16 protein-coding genes and 1 riboswitch are annotated in these 18,956 nt (G+C 41.5%); of the genes, 7 read left to right on the forward strand and 9 right to left on the reverse strand.

Annotation, left to right across the window (positions count from 1 at the left end):
• The first annotated feature begins 4 nt into the window (after positions 1-4).
• The 3 genes from acnA to ACFO0S_RS14350 all read left to right on the forward strand — a co-directional run bounded on the left by acnA (position 5) and on the right by ACFO0S_RS14350 (position 3,659).
• Positions 5-2,716 carry an aconitate hydratase AcnA gene (gene acnA / locus ACFO0S_RS14340; RefSeq protein ID WP_378142777.1) on the forward strand — a complete coding sequence of 904 codons (2,712 nt, stop codon included), beginning with the start codon at positions 5-7 and terminating at the stop codon, positions 2,714-2,716.
• Positions 2,717-2,925: 209 nt separating this feature from the next.
• Positions 2,926-3,348: an acyl-CoA thioesterase gene (locus tag ACFO0S_RS14345; protein WP_378142778.1), complete on the forward strand. Its 423-nt coding sequence runs from the start codon at positions 2,926-2,928 to the stop codon at positions 3,346-3,348.
• Entirely contained in the window at positions 3,348-3,659 is a 312-nt protein-coding gene (locus tag ACFO0S_RS14350) for a hypothetical protein (RefSeq protein WP_378142779.1), read from the forward strand. Before ACFO0S_RS14345 ends, ACFO0S_RS14350 begins: the two co-directional genes overlap by 1 nt.
• Before the next feature lie 9 nt (positions 3,660-3,668).
• On the opposite strand, the gene ACFO0S_RS14355 is transcribed toward ACFO0S_RS14350, so the two are convergent.
• A complete protein-coding gene (locus tag ACFO0S_RS14355) occupies positions 3,669-3,965 on the reverse strand; it encodes a HesB/YadR/YfhF family protein (RefSeq protein ID WP_378142780.1) in 297 nt (98 codons plus the stop codon).
• Between the two features lie 11 nt (positions 3,966-3,976).
• Positions 3,977-4,582: a glycerol-3-phosphate 1-O-acyltransferase PlsY gene (gene plsY / locus ACFO0S_RS14360; RefSeq protein ID WP_378142781.1), complete on the reverse strand. Its 606-nt coding sequence runs from the start codon at positions 4,580-4,582 to the stop codon at positions 3,977-3,979.
• A 186-nt stretch (positions 4,583-4,768) separates the two neighbouring features.
• Between plsY and parE the strand changes: the two genes are divergently transcribed.
• Both parE and parC read left to right on the forward strand, forming a co-directional pair.
• On the forward strand, positions 4,769-6,739 hold the full coding sequence (gene parE, locus ACFO0S_RS14365) for a DNA topoisomerase IV subunit B (protein WP_378142782.1): 1,971 nt from the start codon (positions 4,769-4,771) through the stop codon (positions 6,737-6,739).
• On the forward strand, positions 6,736-9,156 hold the full coding sequence (gene parC / locus ACFO0S_RS14370; protein WP_378142783.1) for a DNA topoisomerase IV subunit A: 2,421 nt from the start codon (positions 6,736-6,738) through the stop codon (positions 9,154-9,156). The genes parE and parC overlap by 4 nt, the downstream gene beginning before the upstream one ends.
• A gap of 321 nt (positions 9,157-9,477) precedes the next feature.
• Here parC and ACFO0S_RS14375 read toward each other — a convergent pair whose 3' ends face one another.
• From ACFO0S_RS14375 to ACFO0S_RS14405, 7 genes are all read right to left on the reverse strand, one after another.
• Entirely contained in the window at positions 9,478-10,401 is a 924-nt protein-coding gene (locus ACFO0S_RS14375) for a TIGR03943 family putative permease subunit (protein ID WP_378142784.1), read from the reverse strand.
• Between the two features lie 265 nt (positions 10,402-10,666).
• Positions 10,667-11,596 carry a permease gene (locus tag ACFO0S_RS14380; RefSeq protein ID WP_378142803.1) on the reverse strand — a complete coding sequence of 310 codons (930 nt, stop codon included), beginning with the start codon at positions 11,594-11,596 and terminating at the stop codon, positions 10,667-10,669.
• A gap of 486 nt (positions 11,597-12,082) precedes the next feature.
• The gene (locus ACFO0S_RS14385) at positions 12,083-12,946 is read right to left on the reverse strand and encodes an aminoglycoside phosphotransferase family protein (RefSeq protein ID WP_378142785.1); all 864 of its coding nucleotides are present in this window, start codon (positions 12,944-12,946) and stop codon (positions 12,083-12,085) included.
• Positions 12,943-13,860: a homoserine O-acetyltransferase MetA gene (gene metA / locus ACFO0S_RS14390; RefSeq protein WP_378142786.1), complete on the reverse strand. Its 918-nt coding sequence runs from the start codon at positions 13,858-13,860 to the stop codon at positions 12,943-12,945. The genes ACFO0S_RS14385 and metA overlap by 4 nt, the downstream gene beginning before the upstream one ends.
• Before the next feature lie 60 nt (positions 13,861-13,920).
• A riboswitch (SAM riboswitch) is annotated at positions 13,921-14,024 on the reverse strand.
• 54 nt (positions 14,025-14,078) lie between these two features.
• The gene (locus tag ACFO0S_RS14395) at positions 14,079-14,462 is read right to left on the reverse strand and encodes a hypothetical protein (protein ID WP_378142787.1); all 384 of its coding nucleotides are present in this window, start codon (positions 14,460-14,462) and stop codon (positions 14,079-14,081) included.
• Between the two features lie 2 nt (positions 14,463-14,464).
• Positions 14,465-15,616, reverse strand: coding sequence for an AI-2E family transporter (locus ACFO0S_RS14400; protein WP_378142804.1), 1,152 nt, complete (start codon positions 15,614-15,616; stop codon positions 14,465-14,467).
• Positions 15,617-15,679: 63 nt separating this feature from the next.
• Positions 15,680-16,603, reverse strand: a complete 924-nt coding sequence (locus ACFO0S_RS14405) for an LCP family protein (RefSeq protein WP_378142788.1) — start codon at positions 16,601-16,603, stop codon at positions 15,680-15,682.
• Positions 16,604-16,712: 109 nt separating this feature from the next.
• Here ACFO0S_RS14405 and msrA point away from each other — a divergent pair, with 109 nt between their 5' ends.
• Positions 16,713-17,228, forward strand: a complete 516-nt coding sequence (gene msrA / locus ACFO0S_RS14410) for a peptide-methionine (S)-S-oxide reductase MsrA (RefSeq protein ID WP_378142789.1) — start codon at positions 16,713-16,715, stop codon at positions 17,226-17,228.
• A 54-nt stretch (positions 17,229-17,282) separates the two neighbouring features.
• Entirely contained in the window at positions 17,283-18,887 is a 1,605-nt protein-coding gene (locus ACFO0S_RS14415; RefSeq protein WP_378142790.1) for an ABC-F family ATP-binding cassette domain-containing protein, read from the forward strand.
• The last annotated feature ends 69 nt before the right edge of the window (positions 18,888-18,956 follow it).

Below are 18,956 nucleotides of genomic sequence, written 5' to 3' on the forward strand. Positions count from 1 at the left end.
CACGATGGCAAAAAGCAATCTACATGAAAGCCGCGCTTCTTTCGAAGTGAATGGCAAAACGTACAACTATTACCGACTAAAAGCTTTAGAAGAAGCAGGAATCGCAAACGTCTCACGTCTGCCATATTCCATCAAAGTCCTTCTAGAATCTGTACTTCGTCAATATGACGGATATGTGATTAAAGAAGATCACGTTGGTAAGCTTGCAAACTGGGGCAAAGAAAACGACCCAGAAGCAGAGGTACCATTCAAACCTTCACGCGTTATCCTACAAGACTTCACAGGAGTTCCTGTAGTCGTTGACCTTGCTGCACTACGTTCAGCAATGGCTAAAATGGGGGGGGACCCTTCAAAGATCAATCCTGAAATTCCTGTTGACCTTGTCATTGACCACTCTGTACAAGTTGACAAATACGGTACAAACGACGCGCTTCGCCTGAACATGGAGCTTGAGTTTGAACGTAATGCGGAGCGTTACCAGTTCCTTAGCTGGGCTCAAAAAGCATACGACAACTACCGCGCAGTTCCACCAGCAACAGGGATCGTTCACCAAGTTAACTTAGAGTACTTAGCGAACGTTGTCCATGCTGTTGAAAACGAAGATGGTACATTCGAAACATTCCCAGATACACTTGTTGGTACAGATTCTCATACAACGATGATTAACGGTATCGGTGTACTTGGATGGGGTGTTGGTGGTATCGAGGCTGAGGCTGGAATGCTTGGTCAACCTTCCTACTTCCCAATCCCTGAAGTTATCGGTGTACGTTTAGTTGGCGACCTTCCAAACGGAACGACAGCAACTGACTTAGCACTTAAAGTGACTGAAGTTTTACGTAAACATGGTGTTGTAGGGAAATTCGTCGAGTTCTTCGGACCTGGCGTAGTTCAGCTGCCACTAGCTGACCGTGCGACAATCGCTAACATGGCTCCTGAATACGGTGCAACATGTGGTTTCTTCCCAGTAGACGAAGAAGCACTTGATTACATGCGTTTAACGGGTCGTGAAGACGAGAACATTGAAGTGGTAAAAGCTTACTTACAAGCGAACGATATGTTCTTCACTGCAGATTCAGTAGAACCAACGTATACAGACATCATCGAGCTTGATCTATCTGCAATTGAACCAAACCTATCAGGTCCTAAACGTCCACAAGACTTAATTCCACTTTCAGCAATGAAAGAAGAATTCAACAAAGCAGTTGTGGCTCCACAAGGAAACCAAGGATTTGGTTTGTCGAAAAAAGAGTTCGCAAAAACAGCGACAATCGAGCTAGATGGCAAAGAAGTTACGATTCCTACAGGTGCTGTAGCCATCGCTGCTATCACATCTTGTACGAATACATCTAACCCATACGTAATGCTTGGTGCAGGTCTAGTTGCGAAAAAAGCAGTTGAAAAAGGATTAACTCCACCTGCTTACGTAAAGACTTCTTTAGCACCAGGTTCAAAAGTTGTAACAGGCTACCTACAAGATTCAGGCTTGCTTTCATCTCTTGAGCAAATCGGTTTCAACTTAGTAGGATACGGTTGTACAACATGTATCGGAAACTCAGGACCACTTCTTCCTGAAATCGAGCAAGGCATCATTGACAACGATCTACTAGTAACTTCTGTGTTATCTGGTAACCGTAACTTCGAAGGCCGTGTTCACCCATTAGTAAGAGCAAACTACTTAGCTTCTCCACCACTAGTTGTGGCATATGCACTTGCTGGTACCGTCGATATCGATCTTCAAAACGACCCAATCGGTCAAGACAAAGATGGCAACGACGTGTTCTTCAAAGACATCTGGCCAACTACGGAAGAAGTGAAAGAAGCGGTTCGCTCAACTGTAACTCCAGAATTGTTCCGTAAAGAGTATGCACGCGTATTCACAGAGAACGAAAAGTGGAATGCCATTGAAACTCCAGACGATGACCTGTATGCATTTGATGAGAACTCAACATACATCCAGAACCCACCGTTCTTCGAAGGTCTATCGAAAGAGCCACAAGCCATTCAAACTCTAGCTGGACTTCGCGTCGTGGCGAAATTTGGCGATTCTATTACAACGGACCACATCTCTCCAGCGGGAGCGATTGGGAAAGATACACCAGCAGGTCGCTACCTTCGTGAAAACGGTGTAGAGATCCGTGACTTCAACTCATACGGTTCTCGCCGCGGGAACCATGAAGTGATGATGCGTGGTACATTCGCAAACATTCGTATCCGTAACCAAGTCGCACCAGGTACAGAGGGTGGTTATACGACTTACTGGCCAACTGGTGAAATCATGGCGATCTATGATGCAGCGATGAAATACCAACAAGACGGTACAGGACTTGTTGTACTTGCTGGTAAAGATTACGGGATGGGATCTTCACGTGACTGGGCTGCGAAGGGTACGAACCTTCTTGGAATCAAAACAGTTATCGCAGAGAGCTACGAGCGTATTCACCGTTCAAACCTTGTGATGATGGGTGTACTTCCACTTCAATTCATGCCAGGTGAGAGTGCAGAATCTTTAGGCTTAAAAGGAACAGAAGAAATCAGCGTGAACATTGCTGAAGGCGTAAAACCACGTGATATCCTAACTGTAACTGCAAAAGCGAAAAACGGCTCTGAAAAAACATTCCAAGTACTTGCTCGCTTCGATTCAGAAGTAGAAGTAGATTACTACCGCCATGGCGGAATCCTTCAAATGGTACTTCGTAACAAAATGTTAGAAGCATAATTCATTCCTAAACTTGTCTTCTCCACTATGGGGAAGGCAAGTTTTTTTGTTCCAAAACCCAATTATAAATTGTACTTATATCCAATAGGAGAAGTGTAAAATCAATATTATTTTAATATAATAGCAGTATATTATATTTATATATTAGAATAATATAAGGGGTAGCCCGTCCGAAGTCCGGATAAGGTATACTACTAGGAGAGGTGAAAATGATGAAGAGTATAAAATCAGTGGAAGTACGCTATGCAGAAACCGACCAGATGGGCGTTGTCTATCATGCCAATTATTTAGTGTGGCTTGAAATGGGAAGAACCCAACTGATTAAAGATCTAGGATTTGATTATGCAGGTCTTGAACAAAAAGGATATCTCTCGCCGGTCCTTGATGTCTCCATTCAGTACAAGCAGAGTGTACGATATGGGGAAACAGTGACCGTGAAAACATGGATTGACAGCTATAGTCGATTGAAAACCATCTACGGATATGAAGTAATCAAAGAAGATGGCTCGGTGGCTGCCACTGCGAAAACCATCCATACACTTGTACATAAGGAAACATTCCGACCCGTCTCCTTACAAAAAGTGGATGTTGAGTGGCACGAAGCTTATGCGAAAGCGTGCGTGAATGTCTAATGGCTTTTGGCATTAACCGACAAGAGCTCATCAACTGGAAAAGAAAGATTGAAGCAGGAGAGATTGCGATATTGACGCACTACTGGCTAGATTCACGCTTTCCAGAATCCACATCCGTAACGAAAGTAGGGTGTTCGGACCTTTCTAAACTGGCGGAATGGGGAAGGGAATACAATCTTAAAAAGGAATGGATCGATCGTAAAGAGGGCTATCCACATTACGATTTGTTTGGGGAGATCCAGGAGCGTGTTCTTCGTGAAGAGGGGATGAACGAACAATATGATCGTTTTCTTAAAACAAAAAGATCGTAACCAAAGTGGCTACGATCTTTTTATATAATCAAATTCAATTTCATGGCGATCCTCATTTAAATTAACGATGAGGTCGTGATTATCAAAATACCATAGATCTTGTTCTTCAATAAAGAAACGAATGCCCTGTTGTTCGAGTGAAACACCCACTTCATCTGGTTCTGACTTCGTCAAGCCGAGAGTGAAGCCTTCATGCAGTTTGCTGCTTCCACCGTAGCGGGCATAAAATTGAATAGACTCTCCAGATATGGCTTCCATTTCTGTTTGAAACCAATTCATCGCATCTTCTGTGACTGTAATTTTCATCTTCTCACATCCTAGATCCACGTGATTTTTGGTTCTGTACCTTGTCGAATCCGCGAAATGTTTGCACGGTGACGATACACAATAAATATCATCAGTACCGTTATTAATAGGATAAGGGCTATGTCTGGCTCAATCAAGAAATGCGAACCGACGGCCATCAGAAAAGCGATAATGGCTAATAAGATGGATGTTAACGAGACCATTTTCGTCAATTTCAATAACAAGAAGAACAATCCAAGTAAGATGACGAAAAACACCCAGTTATACCCGAGCAATACACCTGCCGATGTCGCGACCGCTTTCCCACCGCGGAACCCGGCAAATATCGGATACATATGTCCAATCACCGCCACAGCACCAAGAATGAGTGGGTGAATAGCTGTTTCTGCAAAGAAAGGCAGAAGAGGTAAGAGTACTGCTGCTGTTCCTTTTAAAATGTCGATCAGCGACACAATGATACCGGCTGGCTTTCCGAGTACGCGGAATGTATTCGTTCCTCCTAAGTTCCCTGAGCCGTGCTCACGAATATCGGTTTTAAAGAATGCTTTTCCAATAATTAGACCTGTCGGAATTGATCCCAGCAGGTAGGCTAGTATAATCATCAATACAATTGTCATAGGACTCTCCTTTTAGTCATTACTCCGTATATTCAGTTTACCATAACCTAATTTTGATTGGACAGACTGCATTGCATTCTTTTCACTGTTTCATTACACTTAGAGAATGACGGTCCAGCGGTTGACACAACACGAGGACAAGCGTATCGTTAAAAATAGAACACACGTTTGATAGGGGAGAATATTTTGGCGAAACAGACATTAACATCCTACACGGATGATGATATTCAAGTATTAGAGGGTTTAGAGGCTGTCCGCAAACGACCTGGAATGTATATCGGATCAACAGACACACGCGGGCTTCATCACCTCGTTTATGAAATTGTCGATAACGCTGTCGATGAAAGCTTAGCTGGATTCGGAAACCAGATCGATGTGACCATTCATGAAGACAACAGTATTTCCGTTCGTGATTACGGGCGCGGAATGCCAACCGGAACACATAAGACCGGGAAACCAACTGCAGAGGTGATTTTTACCGTCCTTCATGCAGGAGGAAAGTTTGGTCAGGGAGGATACAAAACCAGTGGAGGACTACATGGGGTAGGTGCCTCAGTAGTTAATGCCTTGTCGAGTTACGTCAATGTGGAGATTCATAGAGATGGCAAAAAGTTTTTCCAGCGCTTTAGTCACGGTGGAAAAGTCGAAGTGGCCCTTCATGAGACAGGGAAAACAAAAGAGACAGGGACATTGGTTCATTTCTTACCTGACCCGTCCATTTTTTCGGTGACCAAATACAATTTTGAAACACTAAGCGAACGACTTCGAGAATCCGCGTTCCTTTTAAAAGGTCTACGCATCACATTGAAAGATGTACGGACAGACACTACGGAAGTCTACTTCTATGAAACAGGGATCGAAGCATTTGTTTCTTATTTAAATGAAGAGAAAGACACGCTTCACCCTGTCTTTTATATGGAAGGGACGCAATCAGAGATTGAAGTTGAGTTTGCCTTCCAGTACAATGACGGGTACTCAGAAACCATTTTATCGTTTGTAAACAATGTCCGGACGCGTGATGGCGGCACACATGAGACAGGTGCGAAAGCAGCACTCACTCGCGTGTTTAATGATTACGCACGAAAAACAGGGTTACTCAAAGAGAAAGATAAAAACCTCGACGGTGCCGACATTCGTGAAGGAGTTGCTGCGATTATCTCTGTGCGTATCCCTGAGAACCTCTTGCAATTCGAAGGCCAAACGAAAGGGAAGCTCGGAACGAACGAAGCGCGTAGCGCGGTCGATACGGTTGTGTCTGAGAAACTTCAGTACATTTTAGAAGAAAATGCAGACTTAACAGCGTCTCTGATCCGTAAAGCGATCCGTGCCCAACAAGCACGTGAAGCGGCACGTAAAGCTCGTGAAGAAGCCCGTACAGGGAAGAAGAACAAGAAAAATAATACAATACTTTCCGGTAAACTAACACCTGCACAGTCACGAAACGCAAAACGTAATGAACTGTACCTGGTGGAGGGAGATTCTGCCGGTGGTTCCGCGAAACAAGGGCGTGACCGTTCGTTTCAGGCCATCTTGCCATTACGAGGGAAAGTTATAAATACGGAAAAAGCAAAGCTCGTCGACATCATGAAAAATGAAGAGATCTCAACAATCATTCATGCGATTGGCGGAGGTGTTGGTGCCGACTTTACAGTAGATGATATCGCCTACGACAAAATCGTCATTATGACGGATGCCGATACCGATGGGGCTCATATACAAGTCCTGCTTCTCACGTTCTTCTACCGCTATATGAAACCACTAATTGAAGCTGGGAAGGTTTACATTGCACTTCCTCCGCTTTATAAAGTGTTCAAAGGAGCTGGAAAGAAAGAAGTGAGTACGTATGCTTGGACAGAGAAGGAGCTTCAAGCATCCATCGAAAAGATTGGAAAAGGTTATGGTCTCCAGCGCTACAAAGGTCTAGGTGAGATGAATGCCGATCAATTATGGGAGACGACCATGAATCCTGAGACACGCACTCTCATCCGTGTCACGATTGAAGACGGTAGCCGCGCCGAACGTCGTGTGACGACACTGATGGGCGATAAAGTAGAACCACGCCGTAAGTGGATTGAGAGTCATGTTGACTTCAGTCTAGAAGAAGAGGGCACAATATTAGAAAATGAACGTATTCATATGGAGAGTGAGATTCAATGACCCAAGCTGAACGTTTTCAAGATTTACCCCTAGAAGAGGTTATTGGTGACCGCTTTGGACGCTATAGTAAATACATCATTCAAGACCGAGCATTACCTGATGCTCGGGACGGATTAAAACCAGTGCAACGTCGTATTCTTTATGCGATGCACCATGAAGGTAACACACACGACAAAGCGTTCCGGAAGTCAGCAAAGACTGTCGGTAACGTCATCGGGAATTATCATCCGCACGGAGATAGCTCTGTTTATGAGGCAATGGTCCGAATGAGTCAAGACTGGAAGCTTCGTAACGTACTTGTCGAGATGCACGGGAATAATGGATCTGTTGACGGCGATCCGCCGGCAGCGATGCGTTATACAGAAGCTCGTCTCTCCGCGATATCTTCTGAACTTTTACGAGATATCCAAAAAGAAACCGTTGATTTTATTCCGAACTTCGATGATTCCGATAAAGAGCCTACTGTGCTCCCAGCTCGTTTCCCGAACTTACTTGTGAACGGTTCGACAGGGATCTCTGCAGGATATGCTACAGATATCCCGCCACATGCACTGCACGAAGTGATTGATGCACTTTTCATGTATATGGAAAACTCAGCAGTCACTGTCGACGAACTGATGACCGTCCTAAAAGGTCCTGATTTCCCTACGGGTGGCATTATTCAAGGTGTCGAAGGGATAAAGAAAGCGTACGAAACGGGTAAAGGAAAGATTATTGTTCGTTCCAAAACCGAAATCGAAGCTATCAAAGGGAATAAGCAACAGATTGTCATCACAGAGCTTCCTTTTGAAGTGAACAAAGCGAACCTTGTGAAACGAATGGACGAACAACGTTCTGACAAGCGTCTCGATGGCATCGCGGATATCCGTGATGAATCGGATCGAACAGGTTTACGAATTGTGATTGAAATGAAAAAAGATGTGGATGCGCATGGGATTCTGCAGTATTTACTGAAGAACACAGATTTACAAGTGTCGTATAACTTCAATATGATTGCGATTCATAATCGCCGTCCGATGATGATGACGCTCCCACTTATGCTAGATGCGTATTTAGAGCACCAAAAAAATGTGATCCGCAGACGTTCCGATTACGATCTAAAACGTGCAAAAGCGCGTTTGCACATTGTAGAAGGTTTAATGAAGGCTTTATCCATTTTAGACGAAGTCATTGCGACCATCCGTGCTTCTAAAGACAAGCGTGACGCAAAAGAGAATCTAAAAACAAAGTATGCATTTACGGAAGAGCAAGCGGAAGCTATTGTATCGTTGCAGCTTTATCGTTTAACCAACACCGATATTACCGCGCTTCAACAAGAAGAAGCGGAACTTCATAAAACGGTTAGTCAATTAGAAGGGATTCTTGGAGACGAGAAAAAATTGATGCGTGTCATCAAGAAAGAACTCCAAGACCTTCGTAAAACGTATGCCGAATCTCGTCGTTCCGTGATTGAAGATGACATTGAAGAAATTAAATTAACGCTCGACGTTTTGATTCCAAGTGAAGACGTACGTGTGACAGTGACGCGGGAAGGGTACATCAAGCGGACAAGTTTACGTTCGTATCAGGCTTCTAACGGGAAAGATTTTGCGATGAAAGAATCAGATCACTTATTACTAGACCTGACATCAAACACGCAGCATCATTTGCTTCTGTTTACATCGCTCGGCAATTATATTTATCAGCCGGTCCATGAGCTTCCTGAAATTCGCTGGAAAGACCTAGGACAGCATATTTCAAGTATTGTACAGCTTGAGCCAACTGAACAAATTATCCATGCAGAAGCGATTGAATCCTTTGATCTCGACTACACTGTCATTACGGTTTCTGCGCAAGGGATGATCAAACGCTCCTTATTAGCCGAATTTTATGTTCAGCGCTACAACCGCACATTAAAAGCGATGAAACTGAAAAAAGGCGATGTAATGATTGCTGTCAAGCTTGCTAAACCGTCTGATGATTTAGCGCTCTTTACAGTAGGAGCTTACGGACTTAGTTATTCACTTGATGAAGTGCCTATCACTGGAGTGAAGACAGGCGGCGTAAAAGCAATTAATCTAAAAGACAATGATACTGTCGTATCACTCACTATGATGGAGAAAGATACCAATTATCATTATGTGCTTGTCACACACCGAGGGGCTGTTAAAAAGCTTGCCCGGAAAGAACTGGAACCTAGTGCCCGTGCAAAACGGGGAGTGGTCGTGTTACGTGAGCTGAAATCGAATCCACATCGAATTGTTGACGTTGAATACGCTGCACCAGAAGATGTCTTAGTACCGATACTTGATGTTGGTTTAGGCGAAGGACTTCTTGTGAAGGATTTAAAATCAGTCGATCGGTATTCAAATGGAAGTTTCTTAATGGATCCAGAAAAAGAGGGTAAAATTATGGGGTTCAAACTGATAAAACCATAAAACAAATCGAATATATGAGGTTCGTTAATGATTACTGGAGCAGAAGCAGCAGTGGCTATATCGAAAATCAAATTGAGCAAATAGATGTAAAAACTCTGAGAGAACTTAAATCATTTGCAAAAAATATTATAAATAAAGAAGATAATTATAACCTTAAGCTCAAATCAATGATTTGGGCTTTTTTCATTCTTATTTTTCAATATATCAAGTATACTCTAGTATGAAATACAACTTTAGATAATATATATTATGGAAACTAATTTTTAGAAAACAAAAAGAGACCTCTATTGGTCTCCTTCATGTCCATTGATGAAAATATTACTACTGAATTAATGTTAAAACTGGATATACATATGGTTCGTCAGGTTCATTAATTACTTTCCAATTGGTTGCTTTTATGATTGGCATTTCAAAGCCATCGAAATTTGTAGTGTCTAAAACCCCTTCGATTTCAAGCCACGTATCTTCTGGAAACATGTTTGTTTCTTCGAACTCCGTAAGAAATCCTAGAATGCTCGCGTCTGCTATACAATGGGTTATCATAAAACGAGATACAACAAGCTGATTGGAATTGAACCCTTCATCTCTAAAAACAAAGCCACTTATCTTGATTGATCTTCCATTGTAGTTAGCTGGAGTTTCGTTAATGGCTCCATAAAAAGAGCTAAACATATCCTCACTCATTTGAATCGTACCTGACTCTAACGTCTTTAGCTTTTCCTTGTATTCATCGTCCGTCAGAATATTGTTATTAGGCAATGGAATGTTTTCATCAGCGTAAATATCGATATTCTCCTTTTCAGCTAATGATTCTGCATTTTCCGTTAAAGACTGGTTATCATTTGTATTGTCATTACTTTGGTCAACTTTTGAAAAAAAAGCCCCTTTATTAGCTGCAATGCTCGAATTAAGTGTAGCTGGACCAAAAGCAAACCCTGTGACTAATGGAAATACCATAACACATAACCCAATAATTCTAGCTAAATTTAAATGTCCATTCCCATGATTATGGTCGTGGTCGCATCCTGACGAACAAATATGGTGATGACGCTGTTTCTTCTGCAATATACGGAAAAGTTGTATTAGAAACAAGATGATAAAAATACTTGCCGCAATTTTACTAATATAATCATATTTAGGGTTGATATATTTAGTGATATCCCCCGTGGTATGCAACATAATAAAAAACAAAGCAAATAAGCCTAAGATCAACGCTTTTAAGAATTGATGTAAGTGAAACTGCATTTTATACTCCCTCTATGAAGTTAGTCAGACTAACTGTATTTGGCAGTTAACTTTTGCATGAAATGGCAATTAAGAAAACTCTCCTAATCGTATTTTTATACATTCCTGTTGACGCTTTACACTGAGCCTCCTTGGTCATGAAACCAGGCAAGAGAGCAACCAATATGCTTGCTTGGCATAGCTAGCCTATCATGACCACTCTCAGTATAAAGCTAGTTTTATTCACAAGATATTGCATAACTTTAATTGCCAATAACTACATTTCTTATATGCCACTAACAAGACTAACAAATAAAAATACAATCAATGTGATGAGAATAAATAATATAAAAACGAACTTTGCTTTGAAGACATTTAACAACATAATTGTATTTTTCAAGTCAATCATTGGGCCATAAACTAAAAACGCAAGAATGGAAGACGAAGGAAAAATATTTTTAAATGAAGCTCCAATGAAAGCATCTGCTTCTGAACATAAGGATAAGAAGAATGCCATCGCCATCATTACAATCATCGATTGATACACACCATCCCCAAACAGTAAAAGGGTTTGTGCAGATACATATGTTTGCAAAGCAGCTGCTACAAATGCACCTATAATAAGATATTTACTCATATCAAAAAATTCATCGATGGAATGCTCAAGCATCCCTTTCACTCTTTGAAAAAGAGGTAGTTGTTTTGTTTTCACTTGAGATAATGAGCGTTCTTTTTGTTTGAGTTGATTTGATTTGAATAAATAGCTGATTACTAACGCAATGGTTAAAGCTGCGACAAATCCAACACCCATTCGTAATAAAGCCATCTTCATATCGTTTCCAAATGCCATATAGGTTGATAAAATAACTATTGGATTGATAAGAGGTCCCGTTAATAGAAATCCAACTCCTGCATATAAAGGCACGCCTTTCTCTATTAATCGACGAACAATTGGTACAATTCCGCATTCACAGGCAGGGAATAATGCACCGACCACACAACTCATGAAAACAGCCTGCACTTTATTTTTTGGTAGTCTTGCCCGAATGTGTTCTTCTGTAATAAAGATTTGAATAAAACCTGCAATTAAAACACCTATTAATACAAAAGGAATTGCCTCAATCAATATACTAAGAAAAATCGTATTTAATTGTTGAAAAGTAGAAAAGCTAAATTCATTAGAACCAAAAGCGGGACTTACAGTAACGAAGCTGATGGCGAAAAGTAGCAGAAATATCAGGATGAAATTATTGGACCGATTCTGACTATATTGCAATTGTGAAATCCTCACTCTCTTAAAATTTTTTACGATGTTGTCTATTCAAACTTGAATGAAACGTAAATCATTTTAATCACACACTTTCAAATATTGCACTTTATTACTATATGTAGATGTATTCCTCTCTATTATTTAGTTTGTCAAAACTTTTATAGAATATTAAAGAGATGAATAGATTGAAAGTCTGTTCGTGTATACGGCTGTCATTGTATCTAACGTATCTTAATTAATTTTGTCTTAATCGTTGATAATTCTTCATTCGTAAATTAATCCAAAAAAATACACCCTAATTGTTGTTTGTATCTAACAATTAGGGTGTATTTTTTTGGCATTGTTTCGTAGGATATTATATCTTGGTATACGGTTAATATGGATAAATCGAACAAATTTTTAAATCTCTTGTCCCTTCCTTCATCAGGTGTGTTAGTTACCCATAACCCACTTCATCATGTTATACCTTTCTTTCGCTTCTGGATCTTTATCTTCATAAGCCCATAGCAGATACACCATTCCTAAAGCTTTTATCGCATCCAGTAGTTCTTGCTGATCAAAATTATACTCGTCAGAGAGTAACTTCACTTTTTCAGCAAATTCTTCAACGGATTCATTTTTGTTAAATAAAAACTGAACACAATCATAATATGCATGACCTATGACGCCTTTTGGATCAATGATAGTAAATCCCCGCGTTTCATCCCATAATATATTTTCATGATGCATATCACCATGTAAAATCGTGTCTTGATTTAGTTGGTTTAATCTTTGCTGTGCGGCACGTGCTGTATCCAACCAATTTGTAGGAACGTGATCAGTTTTATTCATTAACACCTCAAACCATACATTAATGTGTGGCAATTCATGAGTAGTCTGTTTCTCTTGTAGTGAAGACGTTTGATGCAACCTCCCCCACTGTTCTACAAATATTCGAACGTTTGTTCTCGTGTCGGAGAATTTGACATTCAAAGGCTCTCCAGGTGAAATACTCTCCATAATATAGTAGCCTTCAATCGAGTTGGCAGATACTAAAGATGCAATTGCGTCTTTAGGGAATGTTTGTAGCGCGAGTATCTCATTGTTGAAATCATATCCAGGAAGTCCGATTTTTAAGACGACAGATTCATCGCTTCTTAAAGCTCTTGCTACGTAATTATAGGACAAATTAGTGAAAGGCTGGACAGAGCTTATTCCTTCAACTGCTGTTATCTTTTGAATGCGTTCCGGTAAAGTTTCGAGCCACCTCTCCCCTCGTTCTCCAAAAGCCGCTTTAATTCTCTCGTTAAAATTCATTTAGTACTGCTCCATTCAAATGGGGTCTGCTGGTATACATAGTAGTTTAACCAGTTCGAAAACAACAGATGCGTATGCGCCCTCCATGTGTTTTGTGGAACATTCTTCGGGTTATCTTCAGGGAAATAGTTCTCCGGTACGGAACAAGGAATTCCTTTTGCCACATCTCGCTCATATTCATCTCGAAGTGTCGTCGCATCATATTCCAAGTGACCTGTCGCCATTATATGACGCTGATCCTTCGACTGGATCAAAAACACACCCGCTTCATCTGAAACCGCCACAGTTTCAAGTTCTGGCTGCTTCAAAATCTTGTCATACCCGACTGTTGTATGACGTGAATGTGGAGCTAAAAACGTATCGTTAAACCCTCTTACGAGTGGACTATGTGGTGTCAATAATTGATGCGGGTAAACACCTGAACATTTCTGAGGAAGTGCCTCTTTATCAATACCGAACTCATGATAAAGAACTGCCTGAGCACCCCAGCAAATCGATAATGTAGACGTTACATGTGTTTTTGCCCAAAATAACAAGGTGACGATTTCCGGCCAGTAGTCTACTTCTTCAAAAGACATCTGCTCGACTGGCGCCCCGGTGATGATCATGCCGTCAAAACGACGGTCCTGGATTTCCTCAAATACAGCATAAAACTGCTCCAGGTGACTGCTACTTACATTTTTCGGCTGGTAGCTTGTCATACGTAGAAAAGTCACATTGGTCTGTAAAGGTGTATTCCCGAGCAGACGAAGCAACTGGTGCTCGGTCTTTTCTTTTTCGGGCATTAAATTGACAATCAAGACTTCCAGTGGACGAATATCTTGGGTATGGGCACGGTCCGAGTCCATCACAAAGATGTTCTCTTCTTTTAATTTTTCAATAACAGGTAGATCTTTCGGTAGATTGATGGGCATTCTTCTTCACTCCTTTGAAATAAAAAACACTCGACCCATACAAGGGCAGAGTGTCGGTAAGCATTATCTTCCAAGTCAGCACTTGATGGAGGGAGCACCTTTCTGCTAGGCAGAGGTTGCTGAAGCGTCCTCGGGCCATGTCCCTCAGCTTCTCTTGATAATAAGTATTTAGTTTAGATGTTGCTGTCATTTTAGCACTTCACAATACAGCTGACAAGCTATTCTTCAATATCAAAAATTAGTTCGCTTTCATCTTCTTCGCTGCTTCCGTCAAAAAAGAGGGCAACGGTTTGAAGTGTTAAATGAGTTTCCTCTTCTCCTTCCGCCGGTAGCCAACGTTCATCCGGAATAATTTCAAATGGAATCATCTGTGTCCCTTTTGAGGCAACGGTTCCAACGAGTTCAAAAGATTGTTTCGTCAAAATTTCTTTCGTGTTTTTCTTACAAACTACAAGACGAAGAGTTTCTAATACATCATCACTCTCTACCCCTTCAATATAAATAGTACCTGAGAGATTGATCCCGTGTTCGATATTCGTATGGTCGACCACGGTTTCGATAGTGATGTTGTCTTTGGTAATTTTTGACTCAAAACTGTTCATACTTACTCCACCTTATTTGTTTTGGAAACATATTCGTAATGGTTATCCACGACCGGCTCATATCGATTATAGCGCATCTTAAAGAGATGGAAGAAGTGGGTAACGATTACTTTTACTATAGCATATCCAGGGATTCCGAGAATAACACCAGCTACTCCAAATAAGGCCCCTGAGGTGACCAACACAAAAATGATCGTAATCGGATGGATATGTAATGTTTTTCCCATAATCTGTGGTGAGATAAACTTCCCTTCCACAAGCTGGACAACCGTCCACACGGCAGCAAGTTTCAAAAGCATCCACGGAGACATGACAAGAGCGATGATAACCGCTGGAGTGATAGCGATAATCGGCCCAAGATAGGGAACGACGCTTGTGACCATTGCGATCGACCCTAGAAGTAGCGCATACGGCATCTGGATGATGCTAAATCCAATAAATACCATGACTCCAATAGCTGCTGACACGAGAAGCTGCCCTTGGATATACGAACTGATTTGTTTATCAATGGATTGAAAGACATCTGCCGTCTCTTCTCGCATGCGTGGTGGCAACAGGCGTAACACATATTGCGGCAATTTTTCCCCGTCTTTCAGTAGATAGAAGACAATGAATGGAACTGTGACAATAGCTAAAATAAAACTTGTGATCGCGCCGATGATGGACGTAACTCCGGAAGCGACACGTGTAAAGGTGTCTTGGAAAAACACGCCAATCTGAGCTGGGAGGTCTTGAATCATTTCATTAAAATCCTCTTCTACCGTCGCATAATATTCAGAGAACATCGATCCTTGAAGCCATACCGTGATGTTATTTACAAGTATACGGAAATCTTCTGGGAAGTTTTCCACAAAACGAATGGACTGCGTCTTCAAAAATGGGAATATTAAAAACACGAGTAGCGTAACCAACCCGATGACCGCAATAAATAAAATGAGAATTCCCCATATACGCGGTATCTTCAAACTTTCAAGTAGTCTGAGTACAGGTCGAAGTAAATAATAGACGATTGTCGCGAGAATAATCGGCAGGACCACATTCCCTAAAAACACAGTCAGTGGATTAAAGACAAAAGACACAAGGTCAAAGATAAAAATCGAAAGACCGACAAGCACAATCAGAATGAGCGCAAAGATGGTGTTCTTTCCGCCCATAAATTGAATAAAACGCGTATCAAAAAAGCTTGGTTTTTTCTCATCGAACACTTTCTACTCCCCCTACTGTAAGAAGTCGTGAATGGCGGTGCGAGCTGCTTCTTGATCGAGCTCAATCACACTGCCAGCATGGTTATAGGAATTGTACCAGTACGCCCCTTCTTGAGGGATTGTTAGACGCTCAGTCTCGACTTTCCCACCCAGTATGGCATCGATCAAGTAACGTACTTTTTCTGATGCCCCCACATCGGTCTGGACATATCCATTGAGTGCCCCTGCAAATTTCGGGAGGCGGTGGAAGTTCATTGGGTTTGTCAGTTCATTCCCGAGTGCTTCAATAACGAGCTGTTGGCGGCCCACACGACCGAAATCCCCTTCTTCATCGGCACGGAATCGTGCATAGCCGAGAAGTTCTTTTCCATTCAGACGGTGTACGCCTTTTGTAAGGCTGACACCAATTTTTTCAGACATGTCTTTTTCTACATCGACTTCAATGCCATCTGGTGCGATGACATCCACCATCGTTTCAAAACTAGTAAAATCGATAAGTGCGTAGTGGTGAATCGGGACATCAAACATCTCTTCAACCGTTTGTTTCGTCAGTTCCGCACCACCAAGGTAATAGGCAGTGTTTAATTTATAGGACTGGTACCCCGGAATCGTTGCATATATATCTCGCATCAAGGAGATGAGTCGTACATCATTCGTATCCGGATCCCATGACGCAATCATCATTGTATCCGTTCGAGACTGTTCTTCGCCTCGACTATCTACACCGAGTAACAAGACATTCATTCTCCCTGATTCGTATGGTGTTCCGTTAAAAGGCTCTCTGGCCGCTTCATTATCTGCGAGTTGTAGACCTTGCCAAAACGTAAAGATCCCGTAAGCAATCAATAGTACGACGAGTAAGAGACCCACTTTGAAGAATGCTTTAACTGGTGACCTTCTCTTTCGGCGTCTTCGTAATTCTGTGCGTTGTTCCATAGACTTACCCCTTTCTATTCTTATCATAACGTAAAACAAGCGTTGGTAGTTTCATACTTTTGCAAGAAGTGATAAAATCTTTGAAGCAAAACATTTAGGAGGTAGACAAATGGAAAAAGCAACATTTGCTGGTGGCTGTTTCTGGTGCATGGTCAAACCGTTTGATTCGTACGACGGTATTCATAAAGTGACGTCAGGATATATGGGTGGTCATGTGGATAACCCTACGTATGAGCAAGTGAAGACAGGAACGACGGGACATCTAGAAGTCGTGGAAATTGAATTTGACCCAACTCTCTTCCCGTATGAGCAGCTGCTCGAGATTTACTGGCAGCAAATTGACCCAACAGATGATGAGGGTCAGTTCCAAGACCGTGGGGATCAGTACCGTACGGCGATTTTCTATTATACAGAGGAACAGGAAGAAACAGCGCTTGCCGCAAAAAACGAATTGGCATCCAGTGGGAAGTTCTCACAACCTATCGTCACACGCATCCTCCCTGCCTCTACATTCTACACAGCAGAAGAGTATCACCAAGACTTTTACAAAAAAGAGCCCGAATATTACAAGAAAGACCGAGAAGCATCGGGACGTGATGAATTTATTGAGTCGAACTGGAAGTGACTTTTTACACATTCATGGTATAATGAAATGATTGTGTGTTAAGGAGGAAATTAAATGATTCAAGTAAGTGAAGTTAGTTTACGTTTTGGTGACCGTAAACTATTTGAAGATGTAAATATTAAATTTACTGCAGGTAACTGTTACGGGTTAATCGGAGCCAATGGTGCCGGAAAATCAACATTTATTAAAATATTGTCAGGTGATCTAGAACCTCAAGAAGGTCATGTTTCTTTGGGAACAGACGAGCGTCTTGCTGTTTTGAAGCAGGATCACTTCGCCTATGAAGAACATCAAGTCATTGAAACAGTCATGATGGGTCATAAACGATTGTATGAAGTGATGAATGAAAAGAACGCTATCTACATGAAAGAAGATTTTTCTGATGAAGACGGCATGCGTGCTGCTGAACTTGAAGGCGAATTTGCGGACATGAACGGATGGGAAGCTGAGTCAGAAGCAGCTATCCTCCTACAAGGTCTTGGAATTGCTGAAGAGCTCCACACGAAAAAAATGAGTGAATTGAACGGGTCAGACAAAGTGAAAGTACTCCTTGCACAAGCCTTGTTCGGTAAGCCAGATGTTCTTTTACTAGATGAGCCGACCAACCACTTGGACCTAAAAGCGATTCAGTGGCTAGAAGAATTCTTAATCAACTTTGAAAACACCGTTATTGTGGTCTCTCACGACCGTCACTTCTTAAATAAAGTATGTACACATATTGCCGACCTCGACTTTGGAAAGATACAAGTTTATGTCGGGAACTATGACTTCTGGTATGAATCAAGTCAACTTGCACTGAAGATGGCACAAGATCAGAACAAGAAAAAAGAAGAGAAAATTAAAGAGCTTCAAGCTTTCGTAGCCCGTTTTAGTGCAAATGCTTCGAAATCTAAGCAAGCGACGTCACGTAAAAAGACACTCGAAAAGATTGAGCTGGATGATATTCGTCCATCTTCTCGTAAATATCCATACGTCAACTTCTCGATGAAACGAGAAATAGGAAATGACGTTCTTCAAGTACAAGGCCTAACCTATGAACAAGAAGGTCATACATTACTAAAAGATGCTCATTTCATGTTGAACAAAGATGACAAGATCATTTTACTTGGAGATGAACTTGCGAAATCTGCCCTTCTTCGTATTTTAGCTGAAGAAGAAGAGCCGACATCAGGAACAGTTCGTTGGGGTGTAACGACGACACGTGCCTATTTCCCAATAGACAATCAGCGTTATTTTGAAGGTAGTGAGACATCACTAGTCGACTGGTTACGTCAATATTCACCAGATGATGAGAGTGAAACGTTCTTACGTGGATTCTTAGGACGTATGCTGTTCTCAGGAGAAGAAGTGAAGAAGAAACCTTCTGTTCTTTCCGGTGGAGAGAAAGTACGTTGTATGCTATCAAAAATGATGCTTTCAGAGTCAAATGTGTTGTTATTCGACGAACCAACAAACCACTTAGACCTTGAATCGATCCAAGCATTAAACAACGGATTGATTACCTTTAAAGGCGCGATGATCTTCACATCTCATGACCATCAGTTCATCGAAACGATTGCGAACCGTGTCATCGAAATCCTTCCAGATGGATCTATTCTGGATAAACAACTTTCTTATGACGAATATCTTGAGTGGCGTGACAAACAGCCCGTTTCTTAAATCATAACCACCAGTAGAACTGGTGGTTTGCTCTGCGCCTATAAGGCGCTTTTACTGGCCATGTCTGAA

The organism is Chryseomicrobium palamuruense (assembly GCF_042649045.1).
GTDB lineage: Bacteria > Bacillota > Bacilli > Bacillales_A > Planococcaceae > Chryseomicrobium > Chryseomicrobium palamuruense.